The following is a 14,839-nucleotide window of genomic DNA, read 5'->3' on the forward strand; positions in this document are numbered from 1 at the left end:
CTACCCCTCTAGTTCACGGCGGCGTTCCCGGTCGCGTTCGATCCGGCGTCGGGCATCGTAGTCGCGCATCCGCTGCGGATAGCCGACCTTCTGGACGTCGTAGACCGGGATGTCGAGTTGCCTGCTGAGCCGTTTGGCTCCGGCCTCCCCACCGGTACGCCTGCGCGTCCATTCGCCGTCGACGGCCACCAGCACCACGGTGACCTCGGTGACCGTGGTCTGAGGTTCGACGAATGCCTCGACTCCGGTGTGTGTCGCGACCCAATGACGCAGATACTCCAGGTCGGCCGATGCCTGTTTACGGGCCAGGCCCCGCGAGCCACCGCGCGGCCGCCGCCACTTGTCCAACAGTCCCAACTGCGGATTCTCCTCTCCGACCCTTGATTCGATGGTGCCAGAGCATCGAGTCGGCGGTCCGCGACGACCGCGACCGGCGGACATGACAGGATGGAAGGGCACCGCATTCGACACGTGACGATGACTTTCGAGGAGTCAAAACCCATGGCAATCTCAGTCCAGATGCCCGCACTCGGTGAGAGCGTCACAGAGGGGACCGTCACACGATGGCTCAAGCAAGAGGGCGACACCGTCGCCGTCGACGAGCCACTGCTCGAGGTTTCCACTGACAAGGTCGACACCGAGATCCCGTCACCGGCCGCCGGCGTGCTCACCAAGATCATCGCGGCCGAGGACGATGTCGTCGAGGTCGGTGGCGACCTCGCCCTGATCGGCGAGGAGGGCGAGTCCGCCCCGACCGGTGACTCGACCCCCGCCGAGGAAGCCGAGCCGGAGGCCGAACCCGAGCCCGCCGCCGAGGAAGCCGAGCCCGAAGAGTCCGCACCGGAACAAGCCAAGCCTGCCAAGCCGGCGGTGTCCGGCGGCGGTGACGCGACGTCGGTGAAGATGCCCGAGCTGGGCGAGTCGGTCACCGAGGGCACCGTCACCCGCTGGCTGAAGAAGGTCGGCGACGAGGTCGCCGTCGACGAGGCGCTGGTCGAGGTGTCCACCGACAAGGTCGATACCGAGATCCCGTCACCGGTCGCGGGCACCCTGCTGTCGATCAGTGCCGAAGAGGACGATGTGGTCGCCGTGGGCGGCGAGCTGGCCAAGATCGGTGACGCCGGTGCCGAGGCTGCCGCCGAGCCCGAGCCGAAGGAAGAGCCCAAGCCCGAACCCAAGCCCGAGCCCAAGCAAGAGGCCAAGCCGGAACCCAAGCCCGAGCCGAAGCCGGAGCCCAAGGCCGAGTCCGCCCCCGCTCCCAAGGCAGCCGCCCCGGCCGCGGCGGGCAGCGAGTCCGATGCCAATCCGTACGTCACACCGCTGGTGCGCAAGCTGGCCGCCGAGAACAACGTCGACCTGTCCTCGGTGAAGGGCACCGGCGTGGGCGGGCGCATCCGCAAGCAGGATGTGCTCGCGGCCGCGGAGGCGGCAAAGGCACCGCAGGCACCCGCGGCCGGTCAGGACAAGGGGGCCGCCGCGCCGGCGGCCGGCCAGAAGAAGGAGGCCGCCCCGGCCCCGTCGCTGGCACATCTGCGGGGCAGCACGCAGAAGGCGAACCGTATCCGGCAGATCACCGCGAAGAAGACCCGCGAGTCCCTGCAGACCACCGCGCAGCTGACCCAGGTGCACGAGGTCGACCTGACCAAGATCGTGGCGCTGCGCGCCAAGGCGAAGAAGAGCTTCTCGGAGCGCGAGGGCGTCAACCTGACGTTCCTGCCGTTCTTCGCGGTCGCCGTCGTCGACGCCCTCAAGGCGCACCCGAACATCAACGCCAGCTACAACGAGGACACCAAGGAGATCACCTACTACGACGCCGAGCACCTCGGTTTCGCGGTGGACACCGAGCAGGGTCTGCTCTCCCCCGTCGTCCACAACGCCGGTGATCTCTCCCTCGGCGGCCTGGCCAGGGCCATCGCCGATATCGCCGCGCGCGCCAGGTCGGGCAACCTCAAGCCCGACGAGCTGTCCGGCGGCACCTTCACCATCACCAACATCGGCAGCCAGGGCGCGCTGTTCGACACCCCGATCCTGGTCCCGCCGCAGGCGGCGATGCTGGGCACCGGTGCGATCGTCAAGCGCCCGCGCGTCATCTCCGACGAGTTCGGCAACGAGTCGATCGGTGTGCGGTCGGTGGCCTACCTGCCGCTCACCTACGATCACCGCCTCATCGACGGTGCCGACGCCGGCCGCTTCCTGACCACGGTCAAGCGCCGGCTCGAAGAAGGCGCGTTCGAGGCCGATCTGGGGCTGTAACCGGTGGCCGGGCAGGTCATCGCTGTCGCGGGGTCGTCGGGGCTGATCGGTTCAGCCCTGACGACCGCGCTGCGCACCTCCGATCACCGGGTGCTGCGCCTGGTGCGCACCTCACCATCGGGTCCCGACGAGGTGTTCTGGAATCCCGCCACCGGCCAGCTCGACATCGACGCCTTGGTCGGCGTCGATGCGGTGGTCAACCTGTGCGGTGTCGGAGTCGGCGACAAACGCTGGTCGGGCTCGTTCAAGCAGAGCCTGCGGGACAGCCGGATCGGCCCGACCGAGGTGCTCGCCGCGGCCGTGGCCGATGCGGGCGTCCCGCTGCTGGTCAACGCCAGCGCGGTCGGCTACTACGGGGACACCCGGGGCCGAGTGGTCGACGAGACCGCACCGTGTGGCGCGGGGTTCCTGGCCCAGCTCTGCGCGGACTGGGAGGCCTCGACCGCGGTCGCCGAGGACGCCGGCGCCAGGGTTGTGCTGCTGCGCACGGGGCTTGTGCTCTCCCCCGCCGGTGGCATGCTCAACCGGTTACGCCCCATCTTCGGTCTCGGCCTCGGCGCCCGCCTCGGCAACGGGCGGCAGTACTTCCCGTGGATCAGCCTGGAGGACGAGATCCGGGCGATCCGCTTCGCGCTGACCGATGAGCAGCTGGCGGGCCCGGTCAACCTCACCGGTCCGGCGCCGGTGACCAACGGCGAGTTCACCGCCGCGCTCGGCAGGGCCCTCAACCGCCCCACCCCGATGATCGTCCCCGGCTTCGCGCTACGTGCAGCCCTCGGGGAGTTCGCCGACGAGGGTCTGCTGGCCGGTCAGCGGGCCATCCCCGCGGCGCTGGAGCGCGCCGGTTTCGTCTTCCACCACAACACCGTCGGTGCCGCGCTGAGCTATGTGACCGCCGGTGTCCCACCGGCGTAACGTCTCTCGGGTGACCTCCATCCGTTCCTCCGCCGCACCGCTGCAGGTGCGCGTGCTGGGCAGCATGGACTACGTGCAGGCCTGGCAGCTGCAGCGGGAGATCGCCGACGCGCGGGTGGCCGGCGGCCCGGACACCCTGCTGCTGCTCGAACACCCGCCGGTCTACACCGCGGGCAAGCGCACCTTGGAGCACGAGCGGCCGGTGGACGGCACGCCCGTCGTCGATACCGACCGCGGCGGCAAGATCACCTGGCACGGACCCGGCCAGCTCGTCGGGTATCCGATCATCGGACTGGCCGAACCACTCGATGTGGTGAATTTCGTTCGGCGCCTTGAGGAGGCGCTCATCACGGTGTGCACCGACCTCGGTCTGCACACGACGCGGGTCGACGGGCGGTCGGGAGTCTGGGTGCCCGCCGGGCCTGCGGGTCCCGCGCGCAAGATCGGCGCCATCGGCATCCGGGTGGCCCGCGGGGTCACCCAGCACGGCTTCGCGCTCAACTGCGACTGCGACCTCGGCGCGTTCGGTGGGATCATCCCCTGCGGGATCGCCGATGCCGGGGTCACCTCACTGACCGCCGAACTGGGCAGGCATGTGCGAGTGAAAGATGTCACCGACGCGGTGGCAGAGGCCGTCTCGGGTGCTTTGGACGGACAGATCCGCGTAGCATCGACGTCGTGAGTGTCGTCCCTGAAGGCCGTAAGTTACTGCGCCTTGAGGTGCGCAATGCCGAAACTCCCATCGAGCGCAAACCGCCGTGGATCAAGACCAAACTGCGCACCGGCCCGGAGTACACCGAACTCAAGAGCCTGGTGAAGCGCGAGGGTCTGCACACCGTGTGTGAAGAGGCCGGCTGCCCCAACATCTACGAATGCTGGGAGGACCGCGAGGCCACCTTCCTCATCGGTGGCGAACAGTGCACCCGGCGCTGCGATTTCTGCCAGATCGACACCGGTAAGCCCGCCGAGCTCGACCGCGACGAACCGCGCCGCGTCGCCGAGAGCGTCCAGGCCATGGGTCTGCGCTATTCGACGGTCACCGGGGTGGCCCGCGACGACCTGCCCGACGGCGGCGCCTGGCTCTACGCCGAGACCGTCCGTCAGATCCACCAGCTCAACCCGAACACCGGTGTCGAGCTGCTCGCCCCGGATTTCAACGCGATACCCGAACAGCTCGCCGAGGTGTTCGAGTCCCGCCCCGAGGTGTTCGCCCACAATGTCGAGACGGTGCCGCGCATCTTCAAGCGCATCCGACCCGCCTTCCGATACCAGCGCAGCCTCGACGTCATCACCGCCGCCCGTGATTTCGGGCTGGTGACCAAGAGCAACCTCATCCTCGGCATGGGCGAGACCCCCGAGGAGGTGCGCACCGCGCTGGTCGATCTTCACGAAGCGGGCTGCGATATCGTCACCATCACCCAGTACCTGCGGCCCTCACCGCGCCACCATCCGGTCGAGCGCTGGGTGCGGCCCGAGGAATTCGTCGAGCATTCCGACTACGCCAAGAGCATCGGTTTCACCGGTGTGCTGGCCGGACCGCTGGTCCGGTCGTCCTACCGGGCGGGCAAGTTGTACGCCGAGGCTGCGCGGGTCAGAGCAGCCTCCGGCGCATCGTAAACTTGTCGAATGGCGAAATCGCGTAATCCCGCCCAGACCAAGGCTGCCAAGGCCGAGGCGAAGGCCGCCCGTAAGGCTGCGTCCAAGCAGCGCCGCAGTCAGCTGTGGCAGGCCTTCCAGATTCAGCGCAAAGAGGACACCCGGCTGCTGCCGTACATGATCGGCGCGTTCGTGCTGATCGTGGGTGTCTCGATCGCGCTCGGCGTGCTGGCCGGCGGTTTCACCTTGTACATGATGATCCCGCTGGGCATCATCCTCGGTGCGCTGGTGGCCTTCATCATCTTCGGTCGCCGCGCCCAGAAGTCGGTGTACCGCAAGGCCGAGGGACAGACCGGTGCGGCCGCCTGGGCGCTGGACAACCTGCGTGGCCGCTGGCGCGTCACCCCCGGCGTCGCGGCGACCGGGCACTTCGACGCCGTGCACCGGGTGATCGGCCGCCCGGGTGTCATCCTGGTCGGCGAGGGTTCGGCCAGCCGGGTGAAACCGCTTCTGGCGCAAGAGAAGAAGAAGACCGCACGGCTGGTCGGCGACGTTCCGATCTACGACATCGTGGTGGGCAACGGCGAGGGCGAGGTGCCGCTGGCCAAGTTGGAGCGTCACCTCGGCAAACTGCCCGCCAACATCACGACCAAGCAGATGGATTCGCTCGAATCGAAGTTGGTGGCACTGGGCTCCAAGATCGGTCCGGCCGCCATGCCCAAGGGCCCGCTGCCCAACCAGGCCAAGATGCGCGGCGTCGGGCGCACCGTCCGTCGCAAGTAGGGCACAGTCGCAAGTAGGGCAGAGTCGCACGTAGGGCACAACGGCGCAACCGCGATTTTCAGCGAGTTGCCGTCGCCGGCGCACCCCGGTTGCTTAGATACACCCATGACAGCCGGGCGGGTGCATGTGCACCGCATGTGAATGGGCACCGCACTTCTCCGCACTGACCAACCGGCGCACCGTGTTGCGCGCGGCAACCATCGTCGCAGCCACCGCCGCCGTCGGCACGCTCGCCGCCTGCGCCCCGGGTTCCTCACCGGCGCCCGCCCCTGGCGCTGATCCCGGCCCCGGACCGGGTGACCCGGCGACCACCGTTTTCCGCAACGGCCGGGTCTATACCGTGGCAGGACCGGCGCCGTGGGCCCAGGCGGTGGCGGTCACCGGGAAGACCATCAGCTACGTCGGCGACGACGCCGGCGCGATGGCACTGGCCGGCCCGGACACCACGGTGATCGACCTGGGCGGCAAGCTGCTGATGCCCGGTTTCGTCGAGGGGCACACCCATCCGTTCCTCGGTGCGTTCCTGACCTCCGGTGTCGACCTGCAGGTGCCTACGCTGGCCGAGGCCCAGGACGCCATCGCCGCCTACGCCAAGGCCAATCCGACCGGCCCGGTGCGTGGATTCGGTTGGCGCGTCGACATGTTCGGCCCGCAGGGACCCACCCGCGCCGATCTGGACCGGGTGCTACCCGACCGGCCCGGCTTCTTCTTCGCCATCGACGGGCACAGCCTGTGGGCCAACAGCAAGGCCCTGGAGCTCGCCGGCGTCAGCCGCGACACCCCGGATCCGATCCCGGGCTTCAGCTACTACGCGCGCGACGAGAACGGTGAGCCGACCGGGTACGTCCTCGAGGTCAACGCGGTGCTCGGCCTCGTCGACGCCGTCGAACCGATCTCCCCGGACACCATGGCCACGCTCGTGAAGGGCTGGCTGCCCAAGGCCTCGGCGGCCGGTATCACGTCGGTCTTCGATGCCGGGGTGCCGCCCATCGGTGACGATCAAGCCGCGATCCTGCGGATCTACACCGATATCGAGCAACGCAACGAACTGCCGTTCCGGGTGGCGGCCTCGTACTCGGTGCGGGGCGCCCCGATCGAGGGCACCGTCGAGAAGTTCACCGCGGTGCGCGATGCGGTCTCCAGCGAGCTGGTGACGGTCGGTGTGGTCAAGATCGTCGGCGACGGCACCCAGGGTGGGTACACCGCCTGGCTCATCGAGCCCTATGCCGACAAACCCGACTCCACCGGAGCGTCCCCGTTCACCGAGGAGCAGTGGCATCGGTTGGTCAACGATGTCGACGCGGCGGGTTACGACGTGCACATCCACGCCTGCGGTGAACGCACGGTGCGGGTGGGGCTGGACGCCGTCGAACGCGCCATCGCGGCCAACCCGCCCCGGGACCGGCGCCACACGATCGCGCACCTGGTCTACGTCGAGGACTCCGACGCGCCGCGTTTCGCCCAGTTGGGCGTCACCGCGCAGTTCTCGGCGAACTGGATGTCGGCCGATCCCGACACCATCGAGAACATGGGAGCCCGCTACGGCGCACCGCGCAAGGATCTGCTCTATCGGCCGCAGGCGGTGCTCGGTTCAGGCGGGCGCATATCGCTGGGCACCGATTGGCCCGCGGCGGGCTACTTCTCCACCTACAAGCCTTTGGACTCCATCCAGATCGGCGTCACCCGTCAACTCGTGGGCAAGCCGGATGCCGAGGTCCTCGCCCCAGCCGACCAGAAGCTGACCGTCGAGCAGGCCGTACACGCCAACACCCTCGGCGCCGCGTATCAGATCCGGCTGGAGGACAAGGTGGGCTCGGTGGAGGTGGGCAAGTTGGCCGACCTGATCGTGCTGGACCGCAACATCTTCGATATCGACCCGCACGACATCCATGCCGCAGGCGTGACGATGACGATGATGAACGGTCAGGTCCGCCACCAGGCCTGACCGAATCAGCGCCGCACGACGGCGGTCTTGGTGGCCAGATCGTGCAGGCTGCGCTGGTCGGAGTCGGTGAACAGGGCCGGGATCACCAGTGCGGCCAGCAGGCCGCGCACCACCGCCCTGCCCAGTCCCACGTGCTGACGGTTGTCCACCGACACCACCATCAGGCCGAGCGCGAGCTGACCAGGGGTGAAACCGAACAGGCGCACCGACACCGCACCCAGGACCAACCACACCAGCAGGACCGCCGTGGACATCATGGTCAGCGAGACCAGCCCGAAGGACATGCCCAGTGCGGTGAGACCGTAGGCGATCAGCCAGTCGATCAGCAGTGCGGCCGCACGCCTGCCGAAACCCGCGATCGAGCCCGATCCGTGCTGCGGTAATCCCAGTCGGTGCCCGGGATAGTCGCCGCGGTCCTGCCCGGGGGCACCTGCGGCCGAATCGAAGGGCTCCGGTCCGGACAACCAGGATGAGATCTCACGGGCCATGCCCCAAGCATAGGTTCCCGGTCCCGACGGGCCATTGCGTAACGTCTACGCAACATACGGTTGATGACCGTGCAACATGGTGTCCATAGCGTCAACGCGCGGGTCACCAGAAAAGGAGAATTCGTAGTGGCAGAAAAGACCTCCGATGACATCTTCAAGCTGATCAAGGACGAGAACGTCGAATACGTCGACATTCGGTTCTGCGATCTGCCCGGTGTCGTCCAGCACTTCTCTATCCCGGCCTCGGCGTTCGACGAGAGCGTCTTCGAGGACGGACTGGCCTTCGACGGCTCTTCGGTGCGCGGCTTCCAGTCGATCCACGAGTCGGACATGATGCTGCTGCCCGACCCCAACACCGCGCGCATCGATCCGTTCCGGGCAGCCAAGACGCTGAACCTGAGCTTCTTCGTGCACGATCCCTTCACCCGTGAGGCTTACTCGCGCGACCCGCGCAACGTCGCCCGCAAGGCGGAGAACTACCTCGTCAGCACCGGTATCGCCGATACCTGTTACTTCGGTGCCGAGGCCGAGTTCTACATCTTCGACTCGGTGAGCTTCGACTCGAAGATGAACGGCACCTTCTACGAGGTGGACTCCGAGTCCGGCTGGTGGAACAGCGGTGAGCCCTACGAGGCCGACGGCTCCCCCAACCGCGGCTACAAGGTGCGACCCAAGGGCGGCTACTTCCCCGTCGCGCCGTACGACCACTACGTGGATCTGCGCGATGAGATGGCCACCAACCTGACCAACGCCGGCTTTGTGCTCGAGCGCGGTCACCACGAGGTGGGCACCGCGGGCCAGGCCGAGATCAACTACAAGTTCGACACCCTGCTGGCCGCCGCCGACGATGTGCTGCTGTTCAAGTACATCATCAAGAACACCGCGTGGCAGAACGGCAAGACCGTCACCTTCATGCCCAAGCCGCTGTTCGGTGACAACGGTTCGGGTATGCACGCCCACCAGTCGCTGTGGAAGGACGGCAAGCCGTTGTTCCACGACGAGTCCGGTTACGCCGGCCTGTCGGATCTGGCCCGCCACTACATCGGCGGCATCCTGCACCACGCCCCGTCGCTGCTGGCGTTCACCAACCCCACGGTGAACTCCTACAAGCGTCTGGTGCCGGGCTACGAGGCCCCGATCAACCTGGTGTACAGCCAGCGCAACCGCTCGGCCTGTGTGCGCATCCCGATCACCGGCAACAACCCCAAGGCCAAGCGCCTTGAGTTCCGTTGCCCGGACAGCTCGGGTAACCCGTACCTGGCGTTCGCGGCCATGCTGATGGCCGGTATCGACGGCATCAAGAAGAAGATCGAGCCGCTGGCACCGGTCGACAAGGATCTCTACGAGCTGCCGCCGGACGAGGCCGCCAACATCCCGCAGGCCCCGACCTCGCTGGCCGCGGTGATCGACCGCCTGGAAGAGGACCACGAATACCTCACCGAGGGTGGCGTGTTCACCGAGGATCTCATCGAGACCTGGATCTCCTACAAGCGGGAGAACGAGATCATGCCGATCCAGATCCGTCCTCACCCGTACGAGTTCAGCCTGTACTACGACGTGTAATCAGACGTCTGAAGCAAGACAGTAGACAGAAGTGCCCCAGGTCGTATGACCTGGGGCACTTCTGCTTTCGCGGGGAAGTTCCACGGTGCCCCCTAAGCTCTGGTCCATGACTCCGCGGATGCAGTGGACCGCCGAACTCCGTGCCCTCCCGCGGACGAGTTGGCCGCGCTATCTGGACGAACATTCCGGGCTGCCCGGCCCACGGGCCAACACCGAGCTGGCGCTGGCCTTCGGCGCGCTGGCCGATCAGGAAGATGTCGACCGCGTGGTCGACAGTGCCGACGAGTACCGCGCCATGTGCGGTGCCGTCGCGCTCGGCGCCCGCGCGACCGACACCGCGGCTCGGGCGCGGGCGCACACCGCGGCCTCCGACCCGCGCTGGCGGGTCCGCGAGGGGGTGGTCCTCGGCCTGCAGTTGTTGGCGGACAACGATATCGGCACCGTGCAGAAGCTGGTCGCGCGGTGGGCCCGTGACAGGGACCCCCTGGTGGTGCGCGCCGCAGTCGCCGCGATCTGCGAGCCCAGACTGCTGGGCACCGAGCCCGCGGCGGCGTGTGCCATCGACACCTGCACCACCGCAACAGCCGTCGTGGCGGGGTGGCCCGCCGACGCGCGCCGGGACCCCGCGCTGCGCACCCTCCGTCAGACGCTGGGCTATTGCTGGAGTGTCGCGGTGGCCGCGGCACCGGACTCCGGCCTGCCGGCGTTCTCGTCCCTGGACGACACCGATCCGGACGTGTCCTGGGTGATCCAGCAGAACCTGAAGAAGAAGCGGCTCATGCGGATCCTCGCCGCCGGTGGGTAGGGTCGGACGACATGATCAATCTGTCCGATCGCCTCAGTGCGGCGGCCCCTGCGGTGCTGAGTCTGGTCCGGGTCGTCTTCGGGTTCCTGTTCACCCTGTTCGGCACCTCGAAGATATTCGGGTGGCCCATCGCGATGGAGATGCCGCTCTGGTCGTGGCCGGTCTGGTACGCCGGGCTGATCGAGCTGATCGCCGGTGTGCTCATCATGGCCGGTCTGTTCACCCGAGGCGCGGCGTTCATCGCGTCGGGATCGATGGCGGTGGCCTACTTCTGGCAGCACCAGCCGCTGGCGCTGTGGCCGATCGTCAGCCCCGAATACGGTGGTAACGGCGGCCTGGACGCCATCCTGTTCTGCTTCGTCTTCCTGCTGTTCGTGTTCACCGGGGGCGGCGCGTATTCCCTCGACCGAGTGAGAAGTCGCACGCCGGTGGACTAGATCCAAAACGGACCACGGTCCTATTATCGGATCCATGTCATCCACAGGTCTGGAATCCAAGCTCGCCCCGTTCACCCCGCTGGCACTGTCGGCATTCCGAATCGTGTTCGGACTGCTGTTCACCGTGCACGGCACGCAGAAGCTCTTCGGCTTTCCCACCGCCATGGAGAGCGGCACCGTGCCCGTGGGCACCTGGCCCTACTGGTATGCAGGGGTGATCGAGCTCGTCCTTGGCCTGCTGATCCTGACCGGACTGTTCACCCGGATCGCGGCCTTCGTCGCCTCCGGCGAAATGGCCTACGCCTACTTCACCGCGCATCAGCCCACGGCACTGTGGCCGATCGACAACGGCGGCGAGGTCACCGTCCTGTACTGCTTTGCATTCTTGCTGCTGGTATTCATCGGCGGCGGCTCGATCGCGTTGGACAGCGTCATCGGCAAAAAGCGCGGCACGGTCGCCAGCTAGACCGCTGGGCGCGCCCAGGCCGGCATGACGAAGATGCCCTCGGCTTCCACCGTGGGACCGTCGGCATCCAGAATGTGCCCGCGGGCAAAGGCTTTCACGCCGTCGATGCGGTCCACCCAGGCTTCCGCCCGCAGCCGGCCCAGCGGTGTGCCCCGTCGGTATCGCAGTGTCAGGGTCCCGGTGAACCTCGGTTTCACCAGACCCTCGCTGGCCACCTCGCCCAGGATGTGATCGAGCACCAGGGCACAGATCCCGCCGTGCACCCGCCCCGGCGGGCCCTCATACGGCGACCCGAGACTGAACTCCGACCAGCACCGGCCGTCGTCACCGTGCTCGATGTCCAGCGGCGGCGCGATGGCATTGCGCAGACCGATCGCCGGGTCGGCCCAGGTGACCGGCCGCCCGGTCTCGGCATGGCGCATGGTGCGCGGCGCATCGTGTTGGCGGCCCTCCAGCGCCTCGGCCGCCGCCTCGATCGCCGACTGCGCGGCGCGCACCGTATCGGCGTCGGCACCGGTGCGGATGCCGGCGGCGACGAGCCGGCGGATCGCCGCCGTGAGCGGACCGTAGAGGTCCCGCTGACGGTCATGCTCGTCGGCGGTGATCTCGGGGAAGGGCTGCATCTCAGGCTCCGAACACGTTGCGCACCACGTTTTTCGCGCGTCGGGTGACGCGCAGGTAGTTGTCGAGGAACTCGCCGCCGTCGCCACCCGGCCATCCCGCTGCCGCCGCCACCGCGTTCAGTTGCCGGCCAGGGCCCGGCAACTGATCGGTCGCCTTGCCGCGCACCAGCACCAGCGCGTTGCGGGCCCGGGTGGCCGTCAGCCAGGCCTCCCGCAGTTGCGCGACATCCCCCTCGGCGAGCAACTCCGCCGCGCCGATGGCATCCAACGTCGCCAATGTCGAGGTGTTGTGCAGCGCCGGTATCTCGTGGGCGTAGCGCAGCTGCAGCAGCTGGACGGTCCATTCGATATCGGCCAATCCACCACGGCCCAACTTGGTGTGGGTGTTGGGATCAGCACCGCGCGGCAACCGCTCGGCATCCACGCGTGCCTTGACCCGGCGGATCTCCTGGACCGCCTCGGCCGACACCCCGCCCGCCGGATATCGGGTCTTGTCGACGAGATGCAGGAACCGCTCCCCCAGCTCCAGATCACCGGCCACCCGGTGTGCCCGCAGCAGCGCCTGGATCTCCCACGGCTGCGCCCACTGGGAGTAGTACGCCTCGTAGGAGGCCAGCGTGCGCACCAGCGGACCGTTGCGGCCCTCCGGCCGCAGACCAGTGTCGACCTCCAACGGCGGGTCGGCACTGGGGGTTCCGAGCAGGGCGCGCACCTGTTCGGCGATCGTCACCGACCACTTGACCGCGACCGACTCCTCGGCGCCGTTGTCGGGCTCGCAGACGAACATGACATCGGCATCGGAGCCGTACCCGAGTTCACCGCCGCCGAGGCGGCCCATCCCGATCACCGCGATGCGCGCGGGCGCTCCCCCGGCGGGGGTCTTGTCCCGGATCACCACATCGAGCGCGGCTTGCAGCACCGCCACCCAGATGGAGGTCAGCGCCCGGCACACATCGGTGACCTCGAGCATGCCCAACAGATCGGCCGAGGCGACCCGCGCCAGCTCACGACGGCGCAGGGTGCGTGCCGCGGCGATCGCGCGGGCCGGATCCTGGTACCGTGCGGCCGAGGCGACCAGCGCCCGACCGACCGTATCCGGGTCGGCGTCAAGGAGTTTGGGACCCGAGGGCCCGTCGGCGTAGAGCTGGATAACCTCCGGGGCGCGCATCAACAGGTCGGGGACATACGCCGAGGTGCCCAGCACCCGCATCAGGCGTTTGGCGACCGCCCCCTCGTCACGCAGCGTGGACAGATACCAGCGCAGATCACCGAGCTCCTCGCTGATGCGCCGGTAGGCCAACAGCCCCGCGTCGGGGTCGGGGGTGTCGGACAACCAGTCCAGCAGCGTCGGCAACAACACCTGCTGCACCCGCCCGCGGCGGCCGCCCTCACCCGTCAGCGCGGCAAGGTGGGTCAACGCACTGCTCGGACCCTCGTAACCCAGTGCGGCCAGCTGCCGTTCGGCCGACTCGGTGGACATCACGTCCTGGATGCCGGGCTTACCGACCGACTCCAACAGCGGCTGATAGAACAGCTTGGCATGCAACCGTGACACGCGGTGGCTCTGCCGTTTGAGCTCGTTGCGCAGCACGCCGAGGGCGTCATGCCGGCCGTCGGGCCGGACATGGGCCGCGCGCGCCAGCCAGCGCAGCGCCTCCTCGTCATCGGTTTCGGGCAACATGTGTGTGCGCTTGAGCCGCTGCAACTGCAGCCGATGCTCGAGCAGCCGCAGGAACTCGTAGGAGGCAGTCAGATTGGCGGCATCGTCGCGGCCGACGTACCCGCCGCTACCCAGTGCGGCCAGCGCATCGACGGTGGACGCGACGTGCAGCGTGTCATCGGTGCGGCCGTGCACCAGTTGCAGCAGCTGCACCGCGAATTCGACATCGCGCAGGCCGCCGGTGCCCAGTTTGAGTTCGCGGTCACGCACACCGGCCGGTACCAGCTCGACGACGCGGCGACGCATGGCCTGCACATCGGGGACGAAATCCTCACGCTCGCAGGCGGTCCAGACCATCGGCATCAGCGCCTCGATATAGCGCGCGCCCAGCTCGGGGTCCCCGGCGGCCGGGCGGGCCTTGAGCAGCGCCTGGAATTCCCAGGTCTTGGCCCACCGTTCGTAGTAGGCGACATGCGATTCCAGCGTCCGCACCAGCTGGCCCTGTTTGCCTTCCGGACGCAGCGCCGCGTCGACCTCGAAGAAGGTGTCCCCGGCGAACCGCATCATCTCACCGGCGACCCGGGTGGTGATCGCGTCGGCGTTCTCCACGACGAAGATGACGTCCACGTCGCTGACGTAGTTCAGTTCGCGCGCACCGCATTTGCCCATCGCGATGACCGAGATGACCGGCGCCTTCTCAGGGTCGTCGCACACGGTCCTTACCGCGATCACCAGCGCCGCGGCCAGTGCGGCGTCGGCGAGATCGGACAGCTGCTCGCCGACCGTGCTGAACTGCAGCACCGGCTCGTTCTCCACGGTCGGAGCCAGGTCCAGACCGGCCAGCACCGTCAGCCGGTCGCGGTAGAGCGTCTGCAACGGCAGGCTGGCCAGTCGGGTGTCGGTGACCTCATGCGCGGCGGCGACGAACTGCTCGACCAACGCATCGCGGTCCGGCAGGCGCACCACACCCGCCAACAGCCGCCAGGACTGCGGGCGCGCGACAAGGTGATCACCGAGGGCGAGCGAACCGCCGAGGACGGCGAACAATCGCCCGCGCAGCGACTTGTCGGTCAGCAGCGCGGCGTTCAGCTCGTCCCAGTCGCTGTCCAGGGCATCGGCGAGACGCACCATCGTGCGCAGCGCGGCATCGGCATCGGGCGCGCGCGAGAGCGACCACAACAACTCGACATGGTCGTCGGTGTTCCAGCCGAGCCGGTCCAGGTCCGCCCGGGCGGTCAGCTCGACCAGGCCCAGGCGCCCGACACCGGGCAGCTTGGGACGCTGTGTGACGGGTTTGGACACCCC

General features: G+C 68.1%; 13 protein-coding genes and 1 pseudogene. 10 read left to right on the plus strand and 4 right to left on the minus strand.

All coding sequences use genetic code 11. The annotated features are described in order from the left end of the window. On the minus strand, positions 1-441 hold the full coding sequence (locus FBY28_RS04090) for an oxidoreductase (protein WP_286177728.1): 441 nt from the start codon (positions 439-441) through the stop codon (positions 1-3). Between the two features lie 60 nt (positions 442-501). Here FBY28_RS04090 and sucB point away from each other — a divergent pair, with 60 nt between their 5' ends. From sucB to FBY28_RS04120, 6 genes and pseudogenes are all read left to right on the plus strand, one after another. Next, entirely contained in the window at positions 502-2,253 is a 1,752-nt protein-coding gene (gene sucB, locus FBY28_RS04095) for a 2-oxoglutarate dehydrogenase, E2 component, dihydrolipoamide succinyltransferase (protein ID WP_141864478.1), read from the plus strand. A gap of 3 nt (positions 2,254-2,256) precedes the next feature. Beyond that, positions 2,257-3,168 carry a TIGR01777 family oxidoreductase gene (locus FBY28_RS04100; protein ID WP_141864481.1) on the plus strand — a complete coding sequence of 304 codons (912 nt, stop codon included), beginning with the start codon at positions 2,257-2,259 and terminating at the stop codon, positions 3,166-3,168. Between the two features lie 64 nt (positions 3,169-3,232). Beyond that, positions 3,233-3,850 (plus strand): lipoyl(octanoyl) transferase LipB, encoded by a 618-nt coding sequence (lipB, locus tag FBY28_RS04105; RefSeq protein ID WP_524912039.1) that lies wholly within the window; start codon positions 3,233-3,235, stop codon positions 3,848-3,850. Beyond that, a pseudogene (gene lipA, locus FBY28_RS04110) lies at positions 3,847-4,752 on the plus strand (lipoyl synthase); the annotation flags it as partial. The gene lipB and the pseudogene lipA, both read left to right, overlap by 4 nt. A gap of 42 nt (positions 4,753-4,794) precedes the next feature. After that, complete coding sequence (locus FBY28_RS04115) at positions 4,795-5,547, plus strand: DUF4191 domain-containing protein (protein WP_019512398.1); 753 nt, start codon at positions 4,795-4,797, stop codon at positions 5,545-5,547. 124 nt (positions 5,548-5,671) lie between these two features. Then, positions 5,672-7,492 carry an amidohydrolase gene (locus tag FBY28_RS04120; RefSeq protein ID WP_174241538.1) on the plus strand — a complete coding sequence of 607 codons (1,821 nt, stop codon included), beginning with the start codon at positions 5,672-5,674 and terminating at the stop codon, positions 7,490-7,492. 5 nt (positions 7,493-7,497) lie between these two features. Here FBY28_RS04120 and FBY28_RS04125 read toward each other — a convergent pair whose 3' ends face one another. After that, entirely contained in the window at positions 7,498-7,980 is a 483-nt protein-coding gene (locus FBY28_RS04125) for an RDD family protein (protein WP_141864487.1), read from the minus strand. A gap of 126 nt (positions 7,981-8,106) precedes the next feature. Between FBY28_RS04125 and glnA the strand changes: the two genes are divergently transcribed. The 4 genes from glnA to FBY28_RS04145 all read left to right on the plus strand — a co-directional run bounded on the left by glnA (position 8,107) and on the right by FBY28_RS04145 (position 11,251). Then, on the plus strand, positions 8,107-9,543 hold the full coding sequence (gene glnA, locus FBY28_RS04130; protein ID WP_141864489.1) for a type I glutamate--ammonia ligase: 1,437 nt from the start codon (positions 8,107-8,109) through the stop codon (positions 9,541-9,543). A gap of 106 nt (positions 9,544-9,649) precedes the next feature. Beyond that, positions 9,650-10,348: a HEAT repeat domain-containing protein gene (locus FBY28_RS04135; protein WP_141864491.1), complete on the plus strand. Its 699-nt coding sequence runs from the start codon at positions 9,650-9,652 to the stop codon at positions 10,346-10,348. Between the two features lie 11 nt (positions 10,349-10,359). Further along, on the plus strand, positions 10,360-10,785 hold the full coding sequence (locus FBY28_RS04140) for a DoxX family protein (protein WP_141864494.1): 426 nt from the start codon (positions 10,360-10,362) through the stop codon (positions 10,783-10,785). Between the two features lie 34 nt (positions 10,786-10,819). Further along, positions 10,820-11,251: a DoxX family protein gene (locus tag FBY28_RS04145; protein ID WP_141864496.1), complete on the plus strand. Its 432-nt coding sequence runs from the start codon at positions 10,820-10,822 to the stop codon at positions 11,249-11,251. On the opposite strand, the gene FBY28_RS04150 is transcribed toward FBY28_RS04145, so the two are convergent. Both FBY28_RS04150 and FBY28_RS04155 read right to left on the minus strand, forming a co-directional pair. Further along, entirely contained in the window at positions 11,248-11,874 is a 627-nt protein-coding gene (locus tag FBY28_RS04150) for a PaaI family thioesterase (RefSeq protein ID WP_141864498.1), read from the minus strand. The two genes, FBY28_RS04145 and FBY28_RS04150, sit on opposite strands and share 4 nt — an antisense overlap. A gap of 1 nt (position 11,875) precedes the next feature. After that, positions 11,876-14,836 (minus strand): bifunctional [glutamine synthetase] adenylyltransferase/[glutamine synthetase]-adenylyl-L-tyrosine phosphorylase, encoded by a 2,961-nt coding sequence (locus FBY28_RS04155; RefSeq protein WP_141864501.1) that lies wholly within the window; start codon positions 14,834-14,836, stop codon positions 11,876-11,878. Positions 14,837-14,839 lie beyond the last annotated feature (3 nt).

Source organism: Arthrobacter sp. SLBN-53 (assembly GCF_006715585.1).
GTDB lineage: Bacteria > Actinomycetota > Actinomycetes > Mycobacteriales > Mycobacteriaceae > Mycobacterium > Mycobacterium neoaurum_A.

Bases quoted from the DNA above. Each gene is read 5' to 3' on its own strand.
- FBY28_RS04125 (WP_141864487.1), bottom strand. From the start codon at position 7,980: ATGGCCCGTGAGATCTCATCCTGGTTGTCCGGACCGGAGCCCTTCGAT.
- FBY28_RS04150 (WP_141864498.1), bottom strand. From the start codon at position 11,874: ATGCAGCCCTTCCCCGAGATCACCGCCGACGAGCATGACCGTCAGCGG.
- FBY28_RS04115 (WP_019512398.1), top strand. From the start codon at position 4,795: ATGGCGAAATCGCGTAATCCCGCCCAGACCAAGGCTGCCAAGGCCGAG.
- FBY28_RS04090 (WP_286177728.1), bottom strand. From the start codon at position 441: ATGTCCGCCGGTCGCGGTCGTCGCGGACCGCCGACTCGATGCTCTGGC.
- FBY28_RS04120 (WP_174241538.1), top strand. From the start codon at position 5,672: ATGTGCACCGCATGTGAATGGGCACCGCACTTCTCCGCACTGACCAAC.
- lipB (WP_524912039.1), top strand. From the start codon at position 3,233: ATGGACTACGTGCAGGCCTGGCAGCTGCAGCGGGAGATCGCCGACGCG.
- FBY28_RS04140 (WP_141864494.1), top strand. From the start codon at position 10,360: ATGATCAATCTGTCCGATCGCCTCAGTGCGGCGGCCCCTGCGGTGCTG.
- FBY28_RS04135 (WP_141864491.1), top strand. From the start codon at position 9,650: ATGACTCCGCGGATGCAGTGGACCGCCGAACTCCGTGCCCTCCCGCGG.
- sucB (WP_141864478.1), top strand. From the start codon at position 502: ATGGCAATCTCAGTCCAGATGCCCGCACTCGGTGAGAGCGTCACAGAG.
- FBY28_RS04145 (WP_141864496.1), top strand. From the start codon at position 10,820: ATGTCATCCACAGGTCTGGAATCCAAGCTCGCCCCGTTCACCCCGCTG.